Annotated in this window: 20 protein-coding genes; 3 read left to right on the top strand and 17 right to left on the bottom strand. The window is 35.4% G+C overall.

From position 1 onward, the window contains the following. Window positions 1-53: 53 nt before the first annotated feature. From AC07N0_RS02000 to eno, 3 genes are all read right to left on the bottom strand, one after another. Entirely contained in the window at window positions 54-458 is a 405-nt protein-coding gene (locus AC07N0_RS02000) for a PIN domain-containing protein (RefSeq protein ID WP_492800585.1), read from the bottom strand. Further along, window positions 448-678 carry a hypothetical protein gene (locus AC07N0_RS02005; protein WP_309913421.1) on the bottom strand — a complete coding sequence of 77 codons (231 nt, stop codon included), beginning with the start codon at window positions 676-678 and terminating at the stop codon, window positions 448-450. The genes AC07N0_RS02000 and AC07N0_RS02005 overlap by 11 nt, the downstream gene beginning before the upstream one ends. 113 nt (window positions 679-791) lie before the next feature. Continuing rightward, a complete protein-coding gene (eno, locus tag AC07N0_RS02010; RefSeq protein ID WP_309913418.1) occupies window positions 792-2,069 on the bottom strand; it encodes a phosphopyruvate hydratase in 1,278 nt (425 codons plus the stop codon). Window positions 2,070-2,294: 225 nt separating this feature from the next. Here eno and trxA point away from each other — a divergent pair, with 225 nt between their 5' ends. Further along, window positions 2,295-3,008, top strand: a complete 714-nt coding sequence (gene trxA, locus AC07N0_RS02015) for a thioredoxin (protein ID WP_494587924.1) — start codon at window positions 2,295-2,297, stop codon at window positions 3,006-3,008. 236 nt (window positions 3,009-3,244) lie between these two features. On the opposite strand, the gene AC07N0_RS02020 is transcribed toward trxA, so the two are convergent. Next, the gene (locus tag AC07N0_RS02020; protein WP_494587925.1) at window positions 3,245-3,781 is read right to left on the bottom strand and encodes an META domain-containing protein; all 537 of its coding nucleotides are present in this window, start codon (window positions 3,779-3,781) and stop codon (window positions 3,245-3,247) included. 97 nt (window positions 3,782-3,878) lie between these two features. On the opposite strand from AC07N0_RS02020, the gene purN reads away from it, so the two are divergent. Further along, window positions 3,879-4,448 (top strand): phosphoribosylglycinamide formyltransferase, encoded by a 570-nt coding sequence (gene purN, locus AC07N0_RS02025; RefSeq protein WP_494587926.1) that lies wholly within the window; start codon window positions 3,879-3,881, stop codon window positions 4,446-4,448. Here purN and AC07N0_RS02030 read toward each other — a convergent pair whose 3' ends face one another. The 10 genes from AC07N0_RS02030 to AC07N0_RS02075 all read right to left on the bottom strand — a co-directional run bounded on the left by AC07N0_RS02030 (window position 4,449) and on the right by AC07N0_RS02075 (window position 19,625). Next, entirely contained in the window at window positions 4,449-5,474 is a 1,026-nt protein-coding gene (locus tag AC07N0_RS02030) for a M28 family peptidase (RefSeq protein WP_494587927.1), read from the bottom strand. A 96-nt stretch (window positions 5,475-5,570) separates the two neighbouring features. Beyond that, on the bottom strand, window positions 5,571-7,163 hold the full coding sequence (locus AC07N0_RS02035) for a M28 family peptidase (RefSeq protein ID WP_492800592.1): 1,593 nt from the start codon (window positions 7,161-7,163) through the stop codon (window positions 5,571-5,573). A gap of 169 nt (window positions 7,164-7,332) precedes the next feature. After that, the gene (locus tag AC07N0_RS02040) at window positions 7,333-8,775 is read right to left on the bottom strand and encodes a TolC family protein (RefSeq protein WP_494587928.1); all 1,443 of its coding nucleotides are present in this window, start codon (window positions 8,773-8,775) and stop codon (window positions 7,333-7,335) included. Window positions 8,776-8,781: 6 nt separating this feature from the next. Next, the gene (locus AC07N0_RS02045; RefSeq protein WP_494587929.1) at window positions 8,782-11,928 is read right to left on the bottom strand and encodes an efflux RND transporter permease subunit; all 3,147 of its coding nucleotides are present in this window, start codon (window positions 11,926-11,928) and stop codon (window positions 8,782-8,784) included. Between the two features lie 40 nt (window positions 11,929-11,968). Next, on the bottom strand, window positions 11,969-13,090 hold the full coding sequence (locus AC07N0_RS02050) for an efflux RND transporter periplasmic adaptor subunit (RefSeq protein WP_492800595.1): 1,122 nt from the start codon (window positions 13,088-13,090) through the stop codon (window positions 11,969-11,971). Between the two features lie 299 nt (window positions 13,091-13,389). Beyond that, on the bottom strand, window positions 13,390-13,911 hold the full coding sequence (locus AC07N0_RS02055; protein ID WP_494587930.1) for a hypothetical protein: 522 nt from the start codon (window positions 13,909-13,911) through the stop codon (window positions 13,390-13,392). Window positions 13,912-14,069: 158 nt separating this feature from the next. After that, on the bottom strand, window positions 14,070-14,327 hold the full coding sequence (locus tag AC07N0_RS02060; protein ID WP_323246265.1) for a DUF4834 family protein: 258 nt from the start codon (window positions 14,325-14,327) through the stop codon (window positions 14,070-14,072). A 322-nt stretch (window positions 14,328-14,649) separates the two neighbouring features. Beyond that, a complete protein-coding gene (gene mraY / locus AC07N0_RS02065; protein ID WP_492800597.1) occupies window positions 14,650-15,864 on the bottom strand; it encodes a phospho-N-acetylmuramoyl-pentapeptide-transferase in 1,215 nt (404 codons plus the stop codon). A gap of 149 nt (window positions 15,865-16,013) precedes the next feature. Then, window positions 16,014-17,474: a UDP-N-acetylmuramoyl-L-alanyl-D-glutamate--2,6-diaminopimelate ligase gene (locus tag AC07N0_RS02070; RefSeq protein ID WP_494587931.1), complete on the bottom strand. Its 1,461-nt coding sequence runs from the start codon at window positions 17,472-17,474 to the stop codon at window positions 16,014-16,016. A gap of 45 nt (window positions 17,475-17,519) precedes the next feature. Beyond that, window positions 17,520-19,625, bottom strand: coding sequence for a penicillin-binding protein (locus AC07N0_RS02075; protein ID WP_494587932.1), 2,106 nt, complete (start codon window positions 19,623-19,625; stop codon window positions 17,520-17,522). A gap of 435 nt (window positions 19,626-20,060) precedes the next feature. Between AC07N0_RS02075 and AC07N0_RS02080 the strand changes: the two genes are divergently transcribed. Next, the gene (locus AC07N0_RS02080; RefSeq protein WP_494587933.1) at window positions 20,061-21,302 is read left to right on the top strand and encodes a glycoside hydrolase family 26 protein; all 1,242 of its coding nucleotides are present in this window, start codon (window positions 20,061-20,063) and stop codon (window positions 21,300-21,302) included. Between the two features lie 204 nt (window positions 21,303-21,506). On the opposite strand, the gene AC07N0_RS02085 is transcribed toward AC07N0_RS02080, so the two are convergent. The 3 genes from AC07N0_RS02085 to AC07N0_RS02095 form a co-directional block, all read right to left on the bottom strand. Beyond that, a complete protein-coding gene (locus AC07N0_RS02085; protein WP_494587934.1) occupies window positions 21,507-22,487 on the bottom strand; it encodes a Kelch repeat-containing protein in 981 nt (326 codons plus the stop codon). Window positions 22,488-22,585: 98 nt separating this feature from the next. Next, window positions 22,586-22,786, bottom strand: a complete 201-nt coding sequence (locus AC07N0_RS02090) for a helix-turn-helix transcriptional regulator (protein ID WP_309913374.1) — start codon at window positions 22,784-22,786, stop codon at window positions 22,586-22,588. Between the two features lie 11 nt (window positions 22,787-22,797). Beyond that, the gene (locus AC07N0_RS02095) at window positions 22,798-23,262 is read right to left on the bottom strand and encodes a hypothetical protein (protein WP_492800603.1); all 465 of its coding nucleotides are present in this window, start codon (window positions 23,260-23,262) and stop codon (window positions 22,798-22,800) included. Between the last annotated feature and the right edge of the window lie 49 nt (window positions 23,263-23,311).

The following is a 23,311-nucleotide window of genomic DNA, read 5'->3' on the forward strand; positions in this document are numbered from 1 at the left end:
ACAATGGCAAAACCTAAAATTATTAATTTAAATATAGATTACTATTTAATATATTAAGGCTGATGTTTAATTAATCTCAAGCCAAAATTAATTAAATGATCAAAATCATTATCAGTTGTATGTAATTCTAAATCAAAATAAGTAGCCATTGTTGCAATCCATAAATCATTTTTTCCCATATTTCGAGAAGAGACTCCAAGAGGTAATGGATATCCTTTTAATTTACCCTGACTATAAGCATCTACTTGAGCATATATTTCTGTCAGCTCTTCAGTTATTTCAACTAATGGAAACAAGCTAAAAAGACTATTCATAAATAATACTTTCTGTATTCCCCAATCTGATTTAATTGCAAAAGATTTTAATTCTCCAACAACAGGAATAGGGATAATTAATTTTGGAGGAAGATTTTCAGCTTTACGAATATGTTTAATGAGCAAATTTGTGTCAAAAATCATGTTCTTTATTTTCGTCTTTCAGTATAGAATCCATTCTATTATTTTCTTCGTCATTGAAACCAAGATTTGGCACTTCAATTTCTTTACTTGCACAAACAGTTTCTAAAAAACGTTCAATCCCCCATCGCTTAATATCTTCTGGACGATAGCTATTATATTCACCCTTTTTCAAAAGGGGAATTATATTATTCGTTTTTTTATGTGATAACCTTTGTGTCATATTCAAAGCTTTTTACAAATATACTGATTTTGATAGTTTGTTTCTAACTGACATGCATAAAAAAGAGCCTTGCAAAAAATACTGCAAGGCTCTTTTAAATCTGTTATTTCCAATTAGAAATTCAATCCTGGGAAGTAAGCGTTTGCGCCTAATTCTTCTTCGATACGAAGTAATTGGTTGTATTTTGCCATACGGTCTGAACGAGAAGCCGAACCAGTTTTGATTTGACCTGTGTTCAATGCTACTGCTAAGTCAGCAATTGTAGCATCTTCAGTTTCACCTGAACGGTGAGACATGATGTTTTTGTATGAATTACGTTTCGCTAAGTTAATAGTATCAATCGTTTCAGTTAAAGAACCAATTTGGTTTACTTTTACTAATACAGCGTTAGCAACACCTTGTTCGATACCCATTTGTAAACGTTTTACGTTTGTTACAAATAAATCGTCTCCTACTAATTGAACTTTGCTACCAATCAATTTAGTTTGCTCTTTCCAACCAGCCCAGTCATCTTCAGCCATACCATCTTCGATAGAGATGATTGGATATTTATCAGCCCAAGTTTTCCAGTAAGCAGCCATTTCCATGTTGTTCAATTGCTTACCATCAGATTTCTTGAATGTATAAAGACCAGTTTCTTCGTTATAGAATTCAGAAGCAGCAGCATCCATTGCGATGAAAATTTCTTCACCTGGTTTGTAACCTGCTTTTTCGATTGATTGTAAAACGATTTCGATTGCCTCTTCGTTAGATTTGATGTTTGGTGCAAAACCACCTTCATCACCTACGTTTGTTGAATATCCTTTAGATTTCAATACTCCTTTCAAAGCATGGAAAACTTCAGTACCCATACGTAAAGCGTGTGAGAATGACTCAGCTTTAGCTGGCATTACCATGAACTCTTGGAAATCGATTGAGTTATCAGCATGAGAACCACCATTCAAGATATTCATCATTGGTACTGGCAAAGTGTTAGCATTAACACCACCAATATAACGGTATAAAGACAAACCAGACTCTTGAGCTGCTGCTTTAGCTACTGCCAAAGAAACACCCAAAATAGCGTTTGCTCCTAAATTACCTTTGTTAGATGTTCCGTCTAACTCAATCATCAAACGGTCAATCATATTTTGCTCAGAAACTTCTAAGCCCCACAATTCTTGAGCTATTTTAGTATTTACGTTTTCTACGGCTTTTAAAACACCTTTACCCACGTAAACGCTTTTATCCTCATCACGTAATTCAACGGCCTCGTGAATACCTGTTGAAGCTCCAGAAGGCACAGCGGCACGTCCAAAAGCACCATCTTCGGTACGGATATCTACTTCGATTGTTGGATTTCCACGAGAATCCAAAATTTGTCTTGCGTGTACATGTTGAATTGCACTCATTTTGCGTAAATTTTGTTTTTGGTTATAAACGGAGGGAATTTTTGTAAATTAGATAATACTCTCTCTTGTTCAAATAAAATATTTCTTCAATCGTTGAAAATTAAATCTATTTTCGCATGATTTGAATACTTTAATTAAATATTGAGAACAAATTTAAGCCTTTTTTCAAGATTGCTTGTACTTTTCTAATACTTTCACTGTTAGTTAATTTTAATACTAAAAATAATGAAAAATATTATTCGCACATTTATATTTTTAACCATACTTTCTATTGCAAATATAAGCATAAGCCTCTCACAAGTTTTGTCTACAGCAGAATTTCAGAAAAAATATTCTGAAAACACTAATGCCCAACTTATAGATGTTCGTACAAATGGTGAATATGGCGGTGGACATTTGGCAAAAGCCCAAAATATCGATTATAGAAGCCCAGATTTCATACAAAAAATAAATGCGTTAGATAAATCTAAACCAGTATTTGTGTATTGCTTATCTGGTGGAAGAAGCAAAGCTGCGGCTGAAGTATTGAAGCAAAATGGATTTACTACTGTTTACGACCTTCAAGGAGGTTATTTGAAATGGACTGTTAGTAATTTACCCGTAGAAGATTCAAAGGAAAATACCAGTGCAAAAGGCTATAGCAAAACAGAGATTGATGCTATTTTGAAAGAAAACGAAGTAGTAGTGTTAGACTTTTTTGCTTCGTGGTGTGGACCATGTATCAAAATGATGCCTAGCGTAGATAAGCTCTCACAGGAATTATCAGGAAAAGTGAAATTTGTAAAAGTAGATGCCGATGCCAGCAAAGCTGTGGTAGAAAACTATAAAGTAGATGAAATCCCGACTTTTATTGTTTTCAAAAATGGTAAACAAGTAAAACGTTCTACTGGATATTTGGAAGAAAAGGCTTTACAAAAAATGATTGTGAATCAGCTTTAAATGGTTCAATTTGAATTTTAAAATCATAAAAAAGCGGTCAAAAAACTAATTTTGACCGCTTTTTTATGATTGAGGGAAACCGAATTCCTACTGTTTGAGCGAAGCGAGTTTAGGAATTCTTGATTTTTTTGTTACTTTTTGTATCAAGACAAAAAGTAAGGTCAAGTATAAATCCAAAAATCTCTTAAATTTTTTAAAAATTACTAATTTATGAGAAAATTTGGGATGACTCATGTTTATCTCTTTCTCACAAAAAGCATTTCATCATTTGGAATTTTAACTCTTAGTAAGATATTCATGCCATCTTCTATCTTAACTTTTTCGCCTACAGAAAGACCATTTAAGTATTTTATTTCAAAAGCCATTGCTTCATTACTACCTGCCATTTTTGTTTGTGCTATGGCCCCACTAGTTATTGGTGTCCATGCTCTCCACGAAGAATCAGTAGTTCCTAAAGTAATTTCTCCGTTATAAGTATTTACAGACGAACTACCTGAAATATCCAACTTTTTTCTATTTGCAGCAGTCGTATTATATAATACCTCTAAATTAGCAGGGAAATCTGGCGTACTTGATTTTAATTTTTCTTTTTCAATGTCTAAACTATCTTCCTTGACATACCCCACAAACTCCCATTTACCAACCAATATATCTGTCAGAGTAGGCACTGGCGAGCATCCACATAATGGTGTTGGGTCAAGTGTGATACCGCATGCCCAAACAAATGTGGTTAATAAAGCAACCACTAAAGTACGATAAAGATTCTTTTTCATGATTTAGATATTTAGTTTTAACAAAGACGCAGAAAAGTTAAGTTTGGTTGTAAATCTATGCTTAAATTTGTTTAAAATTTGTTAAATCCAATCTATTTTGTCTAAAAATATTGCCATTTTCGCTTCTGGTTCGGGCTCAAATGCCGAACGCATCGTTGAATATTTCTCAAATTCAACGGAAATCAACGTAAAATTATTTCTTTGTAACAACCCCCAAGCGGGCATAATTCAAAGAGCCGAACGCCTGAATATTCCTTTGGTGATGTTCAATCGCCAACAATTCAAGTCGGGCGAAGTAGTTGATATTCTCAAAGAAAATGAAATCGACTGGGTAATTTTGGCTGGTTTTTTATGGCTGGTTCCTCAAAATGTGGTAGAAGCTTTTCCCAATAAAATTATCAATATTCACCCAGCTCTTCTACCAAAATTTGGAGGTAAAGGAATGTACGGACATTTTGTTCATGAGGCCGTTGTTGAAAATAAAGAAACAGAATCAGGCATCACGATTCACTTGGTAAACGAACATTACGACGAAGGCGCTATCATCTTCCAAGCATCTTATCCAGTATTACCTACGGATTCACCAGAGGATGTAGCTAAAAAAGGACAAGTATTAGAACACAAACATTTTCCAGCAGTAATCGAAAAAGCCATTCTTGGTGAATGATTACTTCAATGTTCCTTCGCGATTGGCAATATCCCAAGCGGTGTAAAATACCAATTGGGCTCTTTTTCTGAGTAGTTCAAAATCTATTTTATCAACATCATCCGTGGGTTGATGATAGTCTGGGTGTTCGCCATCGAAGTAAAAAATAATGGGAATATGATTTTTGGCAAAATTATAATGGTCTGAGCGATAGTACAATTGTTGCGGATGCGATTCTGAATTATAGCTATAATCTAAAGTCAGTTTAGTGTAAAGTTCATTATTGTGTTCGCTCAGGGCATGAAGTTCTTTTGAAATTTTATCCGAGCCTATCAAGAATACATAATCTTTTTTATCCAAATAGGTATTATCTATTCGCCCAATCATATCGATATTCAAATCACAAACTGTATTTTTAAGCGAAATTACTGGCTTTGCCACATAATATTCCGACCCTAGCAAGCCGAATTCTTCTCCTGCAAAAGCAATAAATAATATACTCCTCCGTGGGCCTCTACCTTGTTTTTTTGCTTCAGAAAATACCCTTGCCATTTCCATCATCGCTACAGTACCTGACCCATCATCGTCTGCGCCATTGAATACTGTTCCATTTTTTGTACCGATGTGGTCGTAATGGGCAGAGATAACCAATACTTCCTCTTTTTTGTCGGTTCCTTCCAAAAAGCCCATCACATTTTCGGTGGCTATTACACTTTTGGCACGGCGCATTCTATCGCTCGGATTCAGCATCACACTATGCTGTTTGCCAAAATATTGCTTGATGTAAAATGGCTGAAAGTAGGAGCCTACGGTATCTCCCGAAACAATCGCTTCTAGTCCATGTTCTTGAAAATGATTCGCAATGAAAGTTGCTGCTATTTTTTGTTCTTTCGAACCCGTCAAACGTCCTCGTAAGCTATCGCTTGCTAAAAAAGTCAAATTGCTTTGCAGTTTTTCTATCGAAATAGTATCAGCAAAATAAGTAACCGTAAGTTCGTCAGAAACAGCATTGACTAATATAAATAGACAAAAGAAGTACTTTTTCATAAATAGATTAACAAATTTAGGCTCCAATCTGGAATAATTATTCACAAATTGAAGCCTAGATTTATCAGATTAACGTAAAATGATTGAAAGAGAAACCTATTTTTTATCTGAATCTACAACGAGTCTCTTATCACGATTAGCAACATCCCAAGTTAAATAGAAAATCAATTTGGCTCTTTTTTCCATTTGCTCGAATTCTATTTTCTCAACATCATCTGTCGGTTGATGATAGTCATCATGAACTCCATTGAAGAAAAATGCTACTGGAATTTTATTTTTAGCAAAATTATAATGGTCTGAACGATAATAAAAACGGTTTGGATCATTCGGATCGTTATAACGAAAATCTAAATTGATAGGGTTATGTTTATCATTTTGTTCAATCAAAGAAGCATGTAACTCGGAAGAAAGTTTATCCGAACCAATCACATAAATATAGTCTCCTTTGCCTTCATGTTCCTTATCAGACCTACCAACCATATCAATATGAATATCGCTCACTGTACTTGCTAATGGAAAAACTGGATGAGTTACATAAAACTCAGAGCCTAACAAGCCTTTTTCTTCGCCAGTTACTGTTAAAAAAAGCATACTTCTGCGAGGCTTATTTCCCGCTTTTGCGGCTTCACCAAATGCCTGAGCTACTTCTAGTACAGAAACAGTTCCAGAACCATCATCATCAGCACCATTATAGATTTTCCCATCGGTTACTCCTACGTGGTCATAATGTGCAGAAACAATCACTAATTCGTCTTTTTTATCCGTTCCTTCTAAATACCCTAATACATTGTAAGTCTCAACAGGTTGAGCAGTTCTTTCAATTTTTATCCCTACAGATTGCTTTTCTAATTGATTTGCAACACTTTTAGTAATGGCTTTTTCTTTCAGAATATCTAATTGAGCAACCGTTGTATTAAACAAATCAGCAGCCATTGTTGGCCCAACTGTTAAAACAGCAAAGTCAGAACCTTGAGGGTCTTTTTGGTCAGCAAAGCTAAGTCTTGCATTACCAAACCGTTTTAGCATCGTTTGACGTTGTTTGATTACTTTCTCAAACTCTTCAACACTTTGTTTTGAAATCAGTAATAAAGCCTTTGCTCCTTTACTTTTAGCAGTAGCCATTTTCTCTTTCCAAGCCTCACCTTTACTCCATTTAGACATTTCTGTATTACCTGAAATCAAGTAACTGCCATCTGCTAAACGTGGCTCACCTTCAAAAGCGACAACAATTTTACCGTTTACTTTTGTGCTTTCGTAATCGTTCAAGGCTTTATCCTCAATACCGTATCCAACAAAAACCGTTTCAAAGGTTTCTTCTTGTGGCATTGGTGAAATAGTATTGGCAATAAAATCAAACAAGTATTTGAATTCTTTCGACTTAGTTTTCAAGTAAAAATCTCCCCAACCACGTTTTATTAAATCTACTGGTTGAAGATAAGAATTCCCATTAACGGGACCTTTTAAACCATAACTATCAAATTGTTTGGCGATATATTGTGCGGCTACTTTCTGTTCTGGCGAACCCGTATCCCGCCCTTTTAAACTATCTGAAGCGATAAAGGTGAGGTGTTTTTTTAAGTCTTTTACCGTGATGGTCTTAGCATATTTATCTGCAATCTTTTGGGCGTTTGTTTGATAAACAGTAGCCGAAAGAAGCAAGACGCTAATCAGGAATGAATATTTTTTCATGAAAGGGTATTTTAATTTATTGATGATGCGAATTTAAGGAAATTATTTGAAAACATTTTCTTAACAATTTGCTCATACTAAACTCCCTTCCCGACAATTCAATTAATTTATTAGAGGTTTTCTTATTTCTTGAAAAAATATATTCAAGAAATAAGAAAACCAAAAGGTATTATCTCCAACCTCCGCCTAGTGCTTTATAAATATTCACTACGGCATCGTATTGGCGTTTTTTCACGTTGATTAATTCTATCCTAGCCTGTAAAGCATTGGCTTGGGTCAATAAAACCTCCAAATAGGTAGCTCTACCAGTTTTGAATAAGTCTGTAGATGTTACGATAGACTCTGTCAATACATTTACTTCTTTACTTTTCAAGTCTTGAATCAAGCTAAGGTTTTTGATATTAGACATTTCATTGTATACTTCTGTATAAGCACCGATGATGCTCTTTTGGTAATTGTACAAAGCTTCTACCTGAACAGCACTTGTTATTCCGAAATCAGCTATCAGCCCTTTTCTATTGATAATAGGTGCCGATAATCCGCCTAAGACATTATAGGCTAACGACTGCGGAGCAATTACATAGGCAGGATTAAAAGTCTGAAATCCTAAGGTTGCATTGATATTCAGTGATGGATAAAATGCCAACCGAGCGGCTTCTACGTCAGCTTTGGCTGCGAGTAGTTCGTATTCAGCTTTTTTAACATCAGGGCGATTTCTCAATAATTGTGCAGGTACACCCATTCTGATTTGCGTTGGCAAAGGCTTCGTAAACTGTAACTTATCACGATAAATTGGTTGTGGATATCGTCCTAACAAAAAGTTAATTTTGTTCTCAATCTCAATAATTGATTGCAAAATCTCAACTTCTAAACTTCTAGTATTTAGGATTCTCGATTCAAATTGTTTTACCGCCAATTCGTTGGCATAACCTGCTTCTTTCTGAGCTTGAATAATTTGCAATTCATTCAATTGCAGATTTCTGGTTTCTTTGATAATGTCTAATTCATTATCCAACGCAATCAGGCTATAATAGCCAGCCGAAATTTCTGAAATCAAATTGGTGATTATCCAGTTTTTTCCTTCTACACTTGCTAAGTATCGAGCAATGGCGGCTTTCTTTTTATTACGCAATTTACCCCAAATATCTACTTCCCATGAACTCTGCAAACCAATATTGAAGTCTTGAAGATGTTCTGGAATTTTTTGGTCATCTGTAATATTATTTGAAAAATTGGTGTCATAATTACCAACGCCATCCATGGTATATTTTCCAAATCTTTTTTGTCCAGCAGATATGCCCGCCCCTACAAAAGGTTTCCCTAGTACTTTCGCAAAATTGAGCTGATTTTGAGCCATCTCAATTCTTTGCAAAGTCATCAACAAATCAATATTGTTATTCAGCGAAGTATCTATCAAAGCAATCAGCGTGGCGTCTGTAAAGTAGCTTTTCCAATTGATGGCTGCATCATTGGTCGAATCCTTCTTATTATTATAGGATTCGGGCATGGGTTTTAAAGACGGCTGTTTGTAGGTTTTCAGCGGTTGGCAATTGGTAAATACCATTGCCATGAAAAGCCCACTTATAAGTATATAATATTTTAGTTTAATCATGATTTTCTAATTAAGAATTAGTTCTTCTTTCTTGTTTTTCTTAGCTTTTCCTTGTGCCAGCGTAGCAAAAATCACGTATAACCCTGGGATGATTATTACACCAAACACCGTCCCGAAGAGCATCCCTCCTGCTGCTGCCGAACCGATGGTTTTATTACCGATAGCACCAGCACCAGAGGCCGTCATTAACGGAATTAGCCCTGCGATAAAGGCAAAGGAAGTCATCAAGATTGGTCTTAACCTTGATACCGCCCCCTCAATAGCAGCTTCTAGTGGAGTACGTCCTTCTTTTTGTTTTAAAATGGCAAATTCTACAATCAAAATGGCATTTTTACCCAATAGACCAATCAGCATTACTAGGGCTACTTGTGCATAAATGTTGTTTTGTAAACCCAATATCAATAATAAGAAGAAGGCTCCGAATATCCCCGTCGGCAACGATAGGATTACAGGAATTGGTAACAAGAAACTCTCGTACTGAGCAGCTAATAAAAGATAAACGAAGACTAAACAAATGATAAAGATATAAATGGCTTGGTCACCTGATAAGATTTCATCTCTTGTCATACCAGACCAATCATAAGTATATCCTTTAGGAAGTTTTTCTGCTGCTACTTCCTTGATGGCTTCAATGGCTTTACCACTACTGAAACCAGGAGCAGGCTCACCATTAATCATGGCAGAAGTGTACATGTTATAACGCGTAAGTTGTTCTGGGCCGTAAACTCTTTCTATCCTGATAAAAGCAGAATAAGGTACCATTTCACCTTGGTCATTTTTTACATACATTCTTAAGATATCATCTGGCTGAGCACGGTATTTTGGCAATGCCTGAATCATTACTTTATACATTTGTCCGAAACGAATAAAGTTTGTAGCATAAAAACTACCAATTAATGATTGCAAGTTATCCATTGCATTATTCACAGAAACACCTTTTTGTGCTGCTTTATCGTTATCTACATTAATTAAGTATTGTGGGAAACTAGCATCAAAACTGGTAAAGGCATTTTGTACTTCTGGGCGTTTATTCAATTCTTCAATAAAGCTTTCTGTAACTTTTTGAAGCTTTTGTAAATCACCACTACCCGTTCTGTCTTGTACCCTTAATTCAAACCCACTGGCATTACCATACCCCGGCACGGCAGGCGGAGGGAAGAACTGAATACTGGCATCCTTGATATTTTTTGTTTTTTCCGTTAAGATTTCAACGACATCATCAACCGACTCTTTGCGTTCTTCCCAAGATTTTAGGTTAATCATACCCATACCAAAAGAAGCTCCCGAACCATCTGTCAATAAACTAAAGCCTGATAAGGTAGAGATTGATTCAACGGCATCTATTTGGGTAGTAGCTCGCTGGATTTCATCCATTACGGCTTCTGTTCTTTCAACCGTTGAACCCGACGGAGTCGTTACGTTGGCATAAACAGTACCTTGGTCTTCAGTAGGAATAAATCCAGAGGGTAAAAACATATTAGTACCCCAAGTAGCGCCAATAAAGAATAACAGCATTAAAAATGTTACGACTCTTCTGTTGGCAATCGAACCTAATAGTGACTTATAACCGTCTGACAAACCATCGTATTTCTCGTTAAACTTCACGAAAAACTTGCTTAACAAATTGGTCTTTTTAGGTTGTCCATGATTATTTTTCAACATAATAGCACAAAGTGCTGGCGTAAGCGTCAGGGCATTTACCCCAGAAATCACAATGGCAATGGCCATGGTAATAGAGAACTGCCGATAGAAAACCCCTACTGGCCCCGATAAAAAGGCTACAGGAATAAACACGGCTGTCATCACCAAAGTAATCGCTACGATGGCTCCACTGATTTCGTTCATGGATGAAATTGTTGCTTCTCGTGCATCCAAATGTTCCAATTCCATTTTAGCATGGACAGCCTCCACTACTACAATGGCATTATCTACCACAATACCGATGGCTAGTACCAATGCAAAAAGGGTTAGTAGGTTAATCGAAAACCCGAAAATCTGCATAAAGAAGAAAGTACCAATCAATGAAACGGGTACAGCCAACGCAGGAATCAACGTAGAGCGAAAATCTTGTAAGAAAATAAACACCACCAATGCCACCAAAATAAAGGCTTCGATAAGGGTTTTGATTACTTCGTGAATAGAAGCATCTAAGAAACGAGAAACGTCATAACTGATGTTGTAGTCCATCCCAGGTGGGAAAGTTGCTACTTTCAGTTCTGCCATTCTTTTCTTCACATTGCTAATTACCTGACTAGCATTTGAGCCTGGTCTTTGCTTTAAGATAATAGCGGCAGATGGCTTTCCATTTTCTTTTGAAAGTACATCATAATCAAGTGAGCCAAATTCAATATCTGCAATATCCTTTAATCTAAGCATCTCGCCATTGGCATTGGCTTTAATCACTACGTTTTCGTATTGCTCTATTTTGGTATATTTTCCCGTATAACGCAATACGTATTGTAACGACTGAGCTTTTCTACCAGAACTTTCTCCTATTTTACCCGGAGCAGCCTCAACATTTTGGCTTTTGAGCGCATTCATGACATCTTCTGCTGAAACGTTGTATGATGTCATTCTATCAGGTTTCAACCATACACGCATGGAATATTCTCGCTGACCCATGATGTCGGCAAAACCTACTCCGTCAATTCTCTTTAATTCTGCTAAGATGTTAATATCTGTAAAATTGTATAAGAATTTCTCATCAGCAGTAGTATCGTTTGTCATGATGTTTAAGTACATCAACATACTATTTACTTCTTTTTCGGTAGAAACCCCCGCCTTGATTACCTCCTCAGGTAATTCATCTAGTACAGTCGAAACCCTATTCTGTACGTTTACAGCAGCTAAATCTGGGTCTGTTCCTACTTGAAAATACACTTGAACAATACTTGAGCCATCATTCCCTGATACTGAGGTCATGTAGGTCATTCCGGGTACACCATTAATGGCACGCTCAAGGGGCGTTACTACTGCTTTGGCACATACCTCCGCATTGGCACCAGTATATTTTGTGGTTACGGTTACTGCTGGAGGTGCAATATCTGGAAATTGGGTAACGGGCAGTTGAGTCATTGCTAACACCCCTAATAAAAGTATTATTAAGGATATTACAATTGACAATACTGGCCTATTTATGAATGTTGTAAACATATTTTTTCGTCTTTGGATGGAAGAATGGAATTGAATGAGATTATTTACTTCTTAAATCAGCAATAATTTTTGTCATTGAAATCATCTCTGGAATAATCTTCATTCCGTCTTTCACATTCTGGATACCCTCATAAATAATTCTATCACTAGTAGTAAGTCCTGTTTCTATCACATACAAGTGTGGAATCCTTAGTCTAGGCACAATACTTCTGGTTTGTACTTTATTGTCTTTATCTAATACATATACAAAAATCTTATCTTGAATTTCAAAAGTTGATTTTTGCGGAATTACTAAAGCACTTCTTACATTATTATTGATTCTTACTTTCCCACTCGACCCATGTCTTAATATTCTCTCTGGATTAGCAAAGCGTGCTCTAAAAGCAATACTCCCTGTATTTTTATCAAATTCTCCTTCAATGGTTTCTATGTTTCCTTTGTAGCTATGGGGCTCATTATTGGCCAAAATCAATGACACCTCACTCTTGGCAGATTCTTTGATTGTTTTGGCAAAGTCTAAATATTCTTTTTCAGATACATTAAAATAAGCGAATACCTCTTTGTTATCAGAAATAGTGGTTAACAAAGTGCCCTCATCTATTAAACTTCCTACTTTATTCGGTATTCTATCTACTACTCCATCAAAAGGAGCTTTAATTTCGGTTAATGACAACTTCAATTTGGCACTAGTTTCGTGCGACTGTGCTTCTTCTATTCTAGCGTTCAAAGCATCTAACTTTGCTTTGGCCATTTCAAACTCAGTTTTCGACACTACGTTTTTATCAACCAGTTGCTTAACATTTTGCAAGTTCAACTCGGCTGCTTTCGCTTCGGCAATAGCACTTTTCAACATTGCTTTAGCTTTCAGTATTTCCTCTTTATATTCCTGATTACTGATGCAAAATAGTATTTGTCCTTGTTTGACAGACTTACCTTCATCTACCAATATTTTATCGATATACCCTTTTACACGGGCACGTATTTCTACATTTTTGATGGCATGAATATCTGATACATAATCATTATTATAATCCGTATCAATTATGATGGGATTAGTGGTTGGAAACGCCTCTTGCTTCTCTTTACTGTCTTTATTGGTTGAACATGCTGTCATAAACAAAACAGTAGCACTGAAACATAAAAGCATGAATACTTTTTTCATTACATTAATAAATTAAGTGAATAAATACTTTGGGCTGATTATTAGCGACATCGAATACCCAGTAAAATTTTACTAATATTTTTAAGGAATGTGGTTATTGAAAACTAATCAATATAGTATCAGGAAACGCCAATTCGGGATTTCATTGATACTGACTTAATCATCAGTTTTTTGCTATACAATAAGATTTTACGATTCAAAATCTTTCTAAAAAGTATAGCCATAGCAAATGTTACCTCGCCAAAACGAAGACATTATTCGCCATCAAGCAATTAATTTTAAGAAAGTTTTTGGAATTGTTAAGCCACACTAAGGAAGCTCTCGGGAGGGGGAGAATGGAATAAAATAATTACGTCAAGATAATGGGCATCTTTATAGATAAAATTGCCTTTAGTTTTAAGAGGTGTCCCTAAATCAAATAAAAATGAATCTCCTTCGGAACAAACTCTTGTAATATAAGCAGAGCGATTACGCTTAGTACTTTTTGTCTTTTTTTGTACATGCTCTTCTTCTACATCTGAATCATCAAACCCAAGTATTAGGTTCTCAAGAGAGAAAAAATAAGCATGATTTTTTAAATCTTTAAGCGTTTTATAACGCTTTGATGAATTGTTGATATTTTGGCATGAAAAGCCAATCATTTTTTCGAAATCCTTGGAAGATAGCAGGGAATTATTAATTAAACAAGCACTATGTTGATTGACAAAAAAACTTTGATTAGTACAATTTACATTTGCAGATACTGGAGTGATTTTGATGAGGAATAATATCAAAAATGTGCATTTAATGCAAAAAAGAATATGTTTTGGGGTTAATTCCACAAAATTTACAAATTCACGTTTAACAAAAATACAATTTTTATCCTAAAATCAAAATATTTAAAATTGATTTTTAGACGAAGCAAACGATTAGTGATACTAAATCACAGATTTAGTAGGGTAAATTTTTCAGAAGGCTATAAATAGTAAAAAAGAGGCCTTTATTTGACCTCCTCATAATCTACGTATTCGCCACCGTCAAAATTTTCTGTACTTTTCCCTTTTTTGGGTGGAACAAAATCCACATCAATCTGGCCTTCACGCTTATTAGATGAAGAATGATACGATTGCTGTTTTTGGTTAAAGTCCTGCTGGGCTTTATTAATCTGAGAAACCACAAATCCTCTTAAAGCCCATTTTAATAAACGAGGAAAGATAAATAAGATAAGACAAATTATAAGGAATATCTTGAACAACATGATTGTTATGATTTACGGAACTACTAAAAGTAAAAAGTATTTCAATTGATGATTGCCAAATACATTATTACGCTACAAAAATACTACATTTTAATGAGTAGCCTGTACTGTTTTGGTAAGCTCCAGTGAATTGATTTCATAAATTAATAACGCCAAATTTACAAATTAGTTTTTTCAGTCATTACAAAAATCAAAAAGTTTTTATAAATGGTTGTATTTTCATTTGAATAAGATTTTAAGCTTTTGGATAGTTTAAAAACAAAAGCACTTTCAGAAATTCCGAAAGTGCTTTTATCCTATAATATAGCTTGATGTCAAAAATCTATCTCAATTTTAAAGTAACTACCGAAACAACCACCAAAAGAATACAGATAATCCAGAAACGGGTTACAATTTTAGCTTCGTGGTAACCTTTTTTCTGAAAGTGATGGTGCAGAGGTGACATTAAGAAAATACGCCGCCCTTCACCAAATTTCTTTTTGGTATATTTAAAATAACTTACCTGCATAATGACAGAGAGCAATTCTATTAAGAATATTCCACACAATACTGGTATCAACAATTCTTTTCTGATTACAATAGCGAGTGTCGCGATGATTCCACCTAGCATCAAGCTACCTGTATCACCCATAAACACTTGTGCTGGGAAAGAATTGTACCATAAAAAACCTACGCATGCTCCTACAAAGGCTGCACAAAAAACGGCCAGTTCACCAGAATTAGGAATAAACATTACGTTCAAATACTGAGAGAACACTTTATTACCTGATACATACGCTAATACAGCCAAACCAATACCTATAATTACAGATGTTCCAGCCGCCAAACCATCAATCCCATCCGTAATATTTGCTCCGTTAGAAACCGCAGTAATAATAAAAATAACAGCAATTACATATATTACCCACGTATATTGGTCAAGCCCCAAGAAATCGGGGATTAAATAACTATAATCGAACTGGTTGTTTTTTAGGAAAGGTACTGTTGAAATCAACGCTTTTGAATCCGTAAATTTTTGTACTTGACCTATGTTGGTAGCAATCTTTGCTTTCTCGTAAAACCTTACTTTAATGTCATCATTAAACCACATCGTAAGACCCACGATTAAGCCCAAGCCAATCTGACCAACGATTTTGAATTTACCTGAAAGACCTTCTTTATTCTTTTTGAATACTTTGATATAATCATCAATAAAACCAACACCACCCAACCAAACGGCACTTACTAACAACAAAATGATGTAAATATTATTAAGTTTAGCGAACAACAAGGTTGGTACTAGTAAAGACAATAAAATAATAAAGCCACCCATTGTAGGCGTACCTTTCTTTTGCATTTGTCCTTCTAATCCTAAATCTCTGATGGCTTCGCCAATTTGTAATTTACTCAATAGATTAATCACGGCTTTTCCCCAAATGGCTGCAATCCCTAAAGAGGTAACTACGGCCCCAAAAGCACGAAAGGTAATGTATTGAAACAAACCTGCTCCTGGAAAATTGAAGTGTTTATCTAAATACTCAAATAGATAATAAAGCATAATAATTTGGTTAGTATGATGGCGAAATTATGAAGACAGATTAAAATAGCTTTTGTTTGTATAAACAGAAGTGCAAATTTAGTAATGTTATTTAGTTTTAAAGCAATATTCTATACCTAATCGTGCATCTCTTTTGTTGATAAGTCTTTCTAATTTCCGAAAGCTTCTTTCAAAATCAACCTGTCATCAAAATCGTATTTTACTCCTTGAATATCCTGATAGGTCTCGTGCCCTTTGCCCGCTACCAATATAATATCTCCTGCTTCGGCCAAGGTATTGACAGCATAATCAATAGCTTCTTTTCTGTCTACAATGGTTTTTGTTTTTTTGAAGTCTAGCGGAGGAACGCCTTTTTGCATCTGAGTCAAAATCTCTAATGGGTCTTCTTTGCGTGGATTATCAGACGTCAAAATTACTTTGTTCGATAAACTACAAGCTATTTTTGCCATAATCGGGCGTTTGGTAGCATCTCTGTTTCCGCCACAGCCCACTACCGTGATTACCTGTTGGTTATCTCCTTTTATCTGCTTGATGGTTTTCAACACATTCTCTAAAGCATCTGGTGTATGCGCATAATCTACAATACCTACCTTTTTGTCTTTGATTGAAACAATCTGTTCAAAACGCCCTGGAGCAGTTTTCAAACCTGACATTTGTACAAGTACTTCGTCAGGGTCTTCGCCCAATAAGGTAGCAGCCCCATAAATAGCCATCAAATTATATGCATTAAAAGTACCTATTAGCTGAAAATGTATCTCACGTCCATCTATTTCCATTTGCAAACCATAAATACTATCCGAAACAATCCTGCCTTTTACCGTAGCAAGGGTTTCTAGTGAATAGGTTTTTATACTGGCTTTGGTATTCTGAACCATCACTGCACCACGGCGGTCATCAATATTTACTAAAGCAAAAGCCGTCTTGGGTAAAGCATCAAAAAATCCTTTTTTGGCTTTGATATAGTTATCGAACGTACCATGAAAATCAAGGTGGTCATGAGTGATATTGGAGAAAATAGCCCCTGCAAAAGTTACTCCCGTAATACGATGTTGCACGACCGAATGTGAACTTACTTCCATAAAGGCATTCGTACAGCCAGCCTCAACCATTTCTGCCAATAGTTTATTCAAACTCACTGCATCTGGAGTAGTATGGGTAGATGGAATTATTTCTTCATCAATCTGATTTTGCACGGTAGAAATCAATCCACAACGATAACCTAATTGACGAAACAAACGAAATAACAACATCACTGTCGTAGTCTTTCCATTAGTCCCGGTGATGCCTACTAATTTTAATTTCTGAGATGGATTGCCATAAAAAGCAGAAGCAATATATCCCAAGGTTTCGGAAGTATCTTTTACTTGAATGTAAGTAACTGATAATAACGGATTTTCAGGTAAATCTTCACAAAGAATAGTACTTGCCCCTAATTCAATGGCTTTATCAATAAATATATGACCATCAACCTGCGTGCCTTTTAAAGCCACAAACATCGAGCCTTCTGTAACGCCACGAGAATCAATGATGATAGATGAAACTGCTATTTCGGTATTACCTAGTATAGTAATTGTTTTAATATTTTTAAGAAGACTCGTCAGGATTTGCATAATGATACTTGAAAAATTCAAACTAAAAAAACCACTAATTCTCAATTAGTTTAGTACTAACCCAATTGTTCTATTTTTAGTAGCAAAAGAACCGGGTGGAATAGATTGGCTACTTACGCGACCAATGCCTTTATAACTTACTTTATAACCTTTGTTTTCTAATACATAAATAGCATCCCTTAACGACATTCCCCTCATATCAGGCACTTTATTTTTAGGATTTCGGTGTTCCTCAAAATGCATCTTGCCATTTTCAGCTTGCATCGTTGCCCATCCTTCATTTACAGGCATTTTTTCGATACCAAACTCTTCGTTGATAGCTTTGATGTCTGAAGTATGCGCAATTTGTTTTTGGCTTGTAAGCTTCGCACCCCCTTTTGCTAATAATTTATGCATTTGAATATCACAAGCATAAATTTTGTCTGCAATTTCTTTAAAAACGGGTGCAGAGGCATCACTAGCAAAAAGGGCTTCTCTTTTTACACCTCTAGGATTATCAATGGCCACTACACAACTATACTTAGGAGCATCGGCAGGGAAATAGCCAATAAAAGATGTATAATACATTCCTTTTCTGTATTTACCATTAATTAGTTTCTGCGAAGTTCCCGTTTTGCCTGCAATTTTATATAAATCATTTTTGATATTAGAGGCTGTTCCTCTTTCCACAACGCCTTCCAACATCTTTCTTACCTTCACTAAAGTTTCTTCAGAACAAATAGGGTTTTCGTCAACTTCTTGTTTGATTTTGAAGTCATCTTCTACTTTATCTGCTACTCTGGTTTCTTTTACGATAATGGGCTGAATCCACTTTCCATTGTTGGCAATAGCATTATAAAACGTCAGCATTTGAAGGGGTGTCAAAGCCATCCCGTATCCAATAGAATTCCACGGCAAACCTGTGATATCTCCCTTTTTAGGGGGACTGATTTTTGGAATAGCATCTGGACGTAATTGAAAATTCAAGCGTTGGTCTAAATGGAAATCATGGAGTTTTTTGTAATACTTCATTTCATTTCCTTTGCCAAAATACTTTAACATTAACTTCGCAGTACCGACATTAGATGAATGTTCGAAAACCGATTGTGCTGTTATGGTTCCATAACCGACAGTTTTAGAATCCTCTAAGATTTTATCTCCGATTTTCATTTTACCATCGCCTGTCTCTACCAACTCATTATTCGATAAATTCCATTCTTCCATCAATGCCACCATGGATGCTAATTTAAACACAGAACCTGGGTCTGTTAAACCCAACACAGCATGATTATACGTTTCTGCATAATTAGATGTATCACGCATTCTGGTAAGGTTGGTCATTGCTTTGATTTCACCCGTAGCTACTTCCATTACTACTACACAGCCTTTATCAGCCCCTGATCTTTTTAAGGCTCTTAATAAAGAGCTTTCGGCAACGTCTTGAATATTAACATTAATGGTTGTGTGAATATCTAAACCCGGAATTGGAATAGATTCTTCTCCTCCATCTATTGGACGAAAACTTCCTTGTCCTATTTTCTCAAAAATACCTTTTCCCGGTACTCCTGCCAATTGACTATCAAAACTGTTTTCAATCCCTACTTTTTCTTTATCTTTTTTATACCCTATTGTACGAAACCCCATTTTACCAAAAGGATTATAACGCACATTTACTTTTTCAAAAACTACTCCGCCTTTATATTTTCCTTCTTTGAAAATAGGCCAAGTCTTCATCATTTTTACATCTTGAAAATCAATCAAAGAATTATTCAGAAGAATGTAGCGGTCTTTTTCATGACGGGCTAAATTAATCATCGAGAAATAATCTTTCCAGTCTTTATCTCCATAAAAGTTTGATAATTTCTTGCATAAATCTTCAATCCCCTCCTCAAAAATCTTTTTGTTTTTATCAGACAAAGAAACAAGTGGGTCAAAGCCTAAACGATATTTGGGCAAAGAGGTAGCCAGCAAACTGCCGTCGTCTGCATAAATATTCCCACGAACCGCTTCTATCGTTCTTTCACTCACATACCTGCGACTCGATTCTTTTCGCCATTTTTCACCTTCAATATTTTGTAATTGAACAATTCGCCATACTATTCCTACGGCAAAAAATAGAATTAGCAAAAACACAAAGCGTAACCTTAAAACAATGTCTTTTTTGATGTTCATTGATATATAAATCTGACAGAAAAATGCTTATAAATGCTTTTCCAAGCTACAATATCCACAAATATACTAAAAATCGGAAATGCGAATTGAAGAAAGCATCAAGATGATGAAGAAAGGGAAAATAAATACAAGACGAAGCCCTAATAAACTGAGCCTGCTATTTACATCTCCCTAAACAAACTTTACGATGGACTAATAAACTTTTTTGAGATGGAAGTTCTCTGAAAATAATATTTTTAAATCCTTTATTAATACAATTTTTTCATTTAGCTATAGTCTTTATTCGATTAAAAGAAATAATTGTAATTTAATCTCGGTTCCTAACCTAACATGATAATTATTTACATTCAGGGCATTTTGAGACACCAATAATATATAGTAATTCTCCAAAAAATATAGTTTATAAAAAATAACTCTCATAATTAAATTAAAAACATGAAGAAAAAATTAAGTCTTGCTATTGTTGCTTCAATGGCACTACTGGGCTCTTGTTCTAAAAGTATCGACCCAGTTGTTACTCCTCCTGTAGTACCCCCAAAAGTAGATACTACCAGTGCGTCAGATAAACTTACTAAACAGAATGTCAGCCAATACATGGTCGATAAAAATGCAACGCTACAAACGATTGCCTTATTTTATAATTTAAAAATACTATCGAAAACAAAATTCGCAGTTGGTCAACAAGCTGCCTTTGATGGTTTTTATAAGAACGTAGGTGGAATGTCTGACATCAAGAAATCCACAGGAAGCGACCCAGCCGTGTTGGGTTCAGACTTTCTCTTTATTACTGATAAAGCCAATGATGGCACTAGCGGTAATTGGTTTTATCAACAAGAGGTTGCTACTATTAACAATGTGATAAAGGCATACAATGATGGTATCATCAATATTTTTTGTTGGCATCTCAGAGAGCCCTATAATGAAAAATCATTTTATGCAAGTGATATGACTGCGCTTGAAAAAACGAAGGCTTTCAAAAGTATCTTGCCAGGGGGTGACAACCATGAATGGTATAAAGCCAAATTAGATAAGATTGCTTCTGTATTCAATAAGCTAAAAGGTAAAAATGGAGAATTGATTCCTGTTATTTTCAGACCTTTTCATGAATATGATGGCAGTTGGTTTTGGTGGGGAGCAGATTTTTGTACAGCAGAGGAATACAAAACGGCTTTCAAATTTACTGTTGACTATCTTAAAAATACCAAAGGAGTACATAATGTATTGTATTCGCTTGGCCCCGATAATAGCTATGATACTAAAGAGAAGTATCTAATAAGATATCCAGGTGACGATTATGTCGATATTCTGGGAATGGATAATTATGGGGATTTGAGGAGTGGTGCTGGCATAACGGGCTCTAACTTAGCTAATAAAAAACTGAAAGTTATTTCTGATTTAGCCAAAGAAAAAGTGAAAATAGCAGCCTTTACTGAAACAGGTTTTCAAGTAACACCTACTGTTCCTCCTGTGACGGGCTGGTTCTCCAATTTTCTTTTAAATACCATTACTGCCAATAACCTTGAAATAGCGTTTGTGATGCTTTGGGGGAATAGTGGTGATAGTTATTATGTACCTACGCCAGCGGCATCAAATGTTACTGACTTTGTTGATTTTACAAAAAGTCCTAAGGCAGTGTTGCAGAATAAATTACCTAACATGTACACGATAAGTAATTGAGTGATTTAGTGAATGTGTGATTTAGTGATTACAAAATCAACAAATTACTCTTTTAGATTATGTTGTTTAATTTTGAACCATTGCTTAGCAATAGGGAATATTCTTATCATAAAACAAGTGCTGAAATTGTGAATTTAGACAATTTCAGCACTTGTTTATTTATGAATTATATAGATTTTGAAAAAACTGAAAAGATAAACACCATTACTTCAATACCTCTATCACATCGAGGTCTGGGCCACCACCACGATTTCCTGACCCTGCTATCGTATACACTTTCCCTTTTACTATTACTGCACCTGTGCCATGTCGCCCTTGATTAAGGCTTGGAAATTTTACCCATGCTTGTTTATCTACATCAAATGCCTCAACATCACTATGAGCTGGCACTTGTGCTGGGCTTTCTCCTCCAATAATCAAAAGTTTATTGCCCAATGCTACAGCAGAATTTCCCGCTCTTTGTGTTGGTAGGTTTAAGTTTTCTGGCAATGTTTTCCAACTATTCTGTTTGAAATCATATATATCTACCGCAGGTTCTGTCAATTCCAATACTTTGTTGATTTTAGCCGTCGACCGTCTGCCTCCTGCTAAATACAATTTATCTTTTATCACTGCCACACTTACATGGTCGCGAACATGGGGAGCATCAGCCAATTTACGCCAAGTATTATTCTGTGGGTCATATTCATCTAGCCATGCTACGTGTCCATCCCAATGCCCATCTTGGATACCACAAACCAAGTAAATCTTATTTTTGTACACTACACAGCCCGCAGAACCTCTTAATCTATCTGTAGGAATCTCAGGGCCTTTTCGCCATTCGCCTTTTTCAATGTTAAAAATATAAATATTAGGAATAGGCGTTTCATGAGGATATTGCCCCGTCAAAGCACCTATCACATATACTTCATTATGATAAGTAACTGCTTGTAAATGGTGAATCTCTAAAGGCACATCTCCCACCCTCGTCCATGTTTTAGTATTGATGTCATATACTTCGGTAGCTTTTACATTTCTTCCACCAAACAATACTAATTTATTCCCAACCGCTGCTAGCGTGTTTTCTGACCGCTTGGTAGAAGTATTCACAGGCTGTATAATCTCCCAAGTTTGTGAATATATATTTACATTGACAAAGCAGGTTAATGCACAAAAGAATGACAAGAAATGAAGCTTAATTTTCATAGTATTTAAATCGTTTATAAGTTTTGATGCTTCAATTTAATTACTAAATCTTAAAAATCAAGCCTTAGCTATGGCTATCGTATCCTGTAAACTTCTTACTAATCATTGTCTTCTAATTCAAAAATTTCCTCTACCTTTTTAGTAAATTCACGGGCAATTTTCAAGGCTAATACTGTTGAAGGGACATATTTGTTACTTTCTATAGCATTAATTGTCTGCCGGGAGACTTTAACTCTTTCTGCTAGTTCTCCTTGGGTAATGTTTAGTATTGCCCTTTCTATTCTGATTGTATTTTTCATAAGCAATACGGTTAATTTTCCATTTTTGATTTCAGGTACAAAACATAATAAAATCTGCCAATGAAAAACAGCAAAGGTGTAAACATATTATATATCATTACATTAAAATAATAAGTGCCATATACAAAAATGGTGGCCACTATTAAAAGTCCAAAATTAATATAAATAGCCCATTGAAGGGTTTCTAGCCTTACTTGTGATACATATTCATCTTCTACTTTTTCTTTTGAAAAAGCAATTAGAATCATTCCAACGATAAGTCCTATTACCATAAACTCGTCGCCGAGATTAAGCGTAGTTTGATTGCTGGATGCATCGAAACTATCTTGTAATGCATATTTAAAAGGTAAAGTAATGGTAAAAAAATCAAGCTCTGCTTTTGTAATGGCTCCAACAATCCAAATTAATAAGAAAAGGATGGTTAATGTCCAGCCAACAAATTTGTACTGATACGGAAATAAGAATTTTGCTTTCATCGGAATATATGTTAAGAGTTTTAGACAAGTTTAACGAACTAAAAGTAAA

This window comes from Arcicella sp. GW821-FHT09D11, assembly GCF_059416265.1.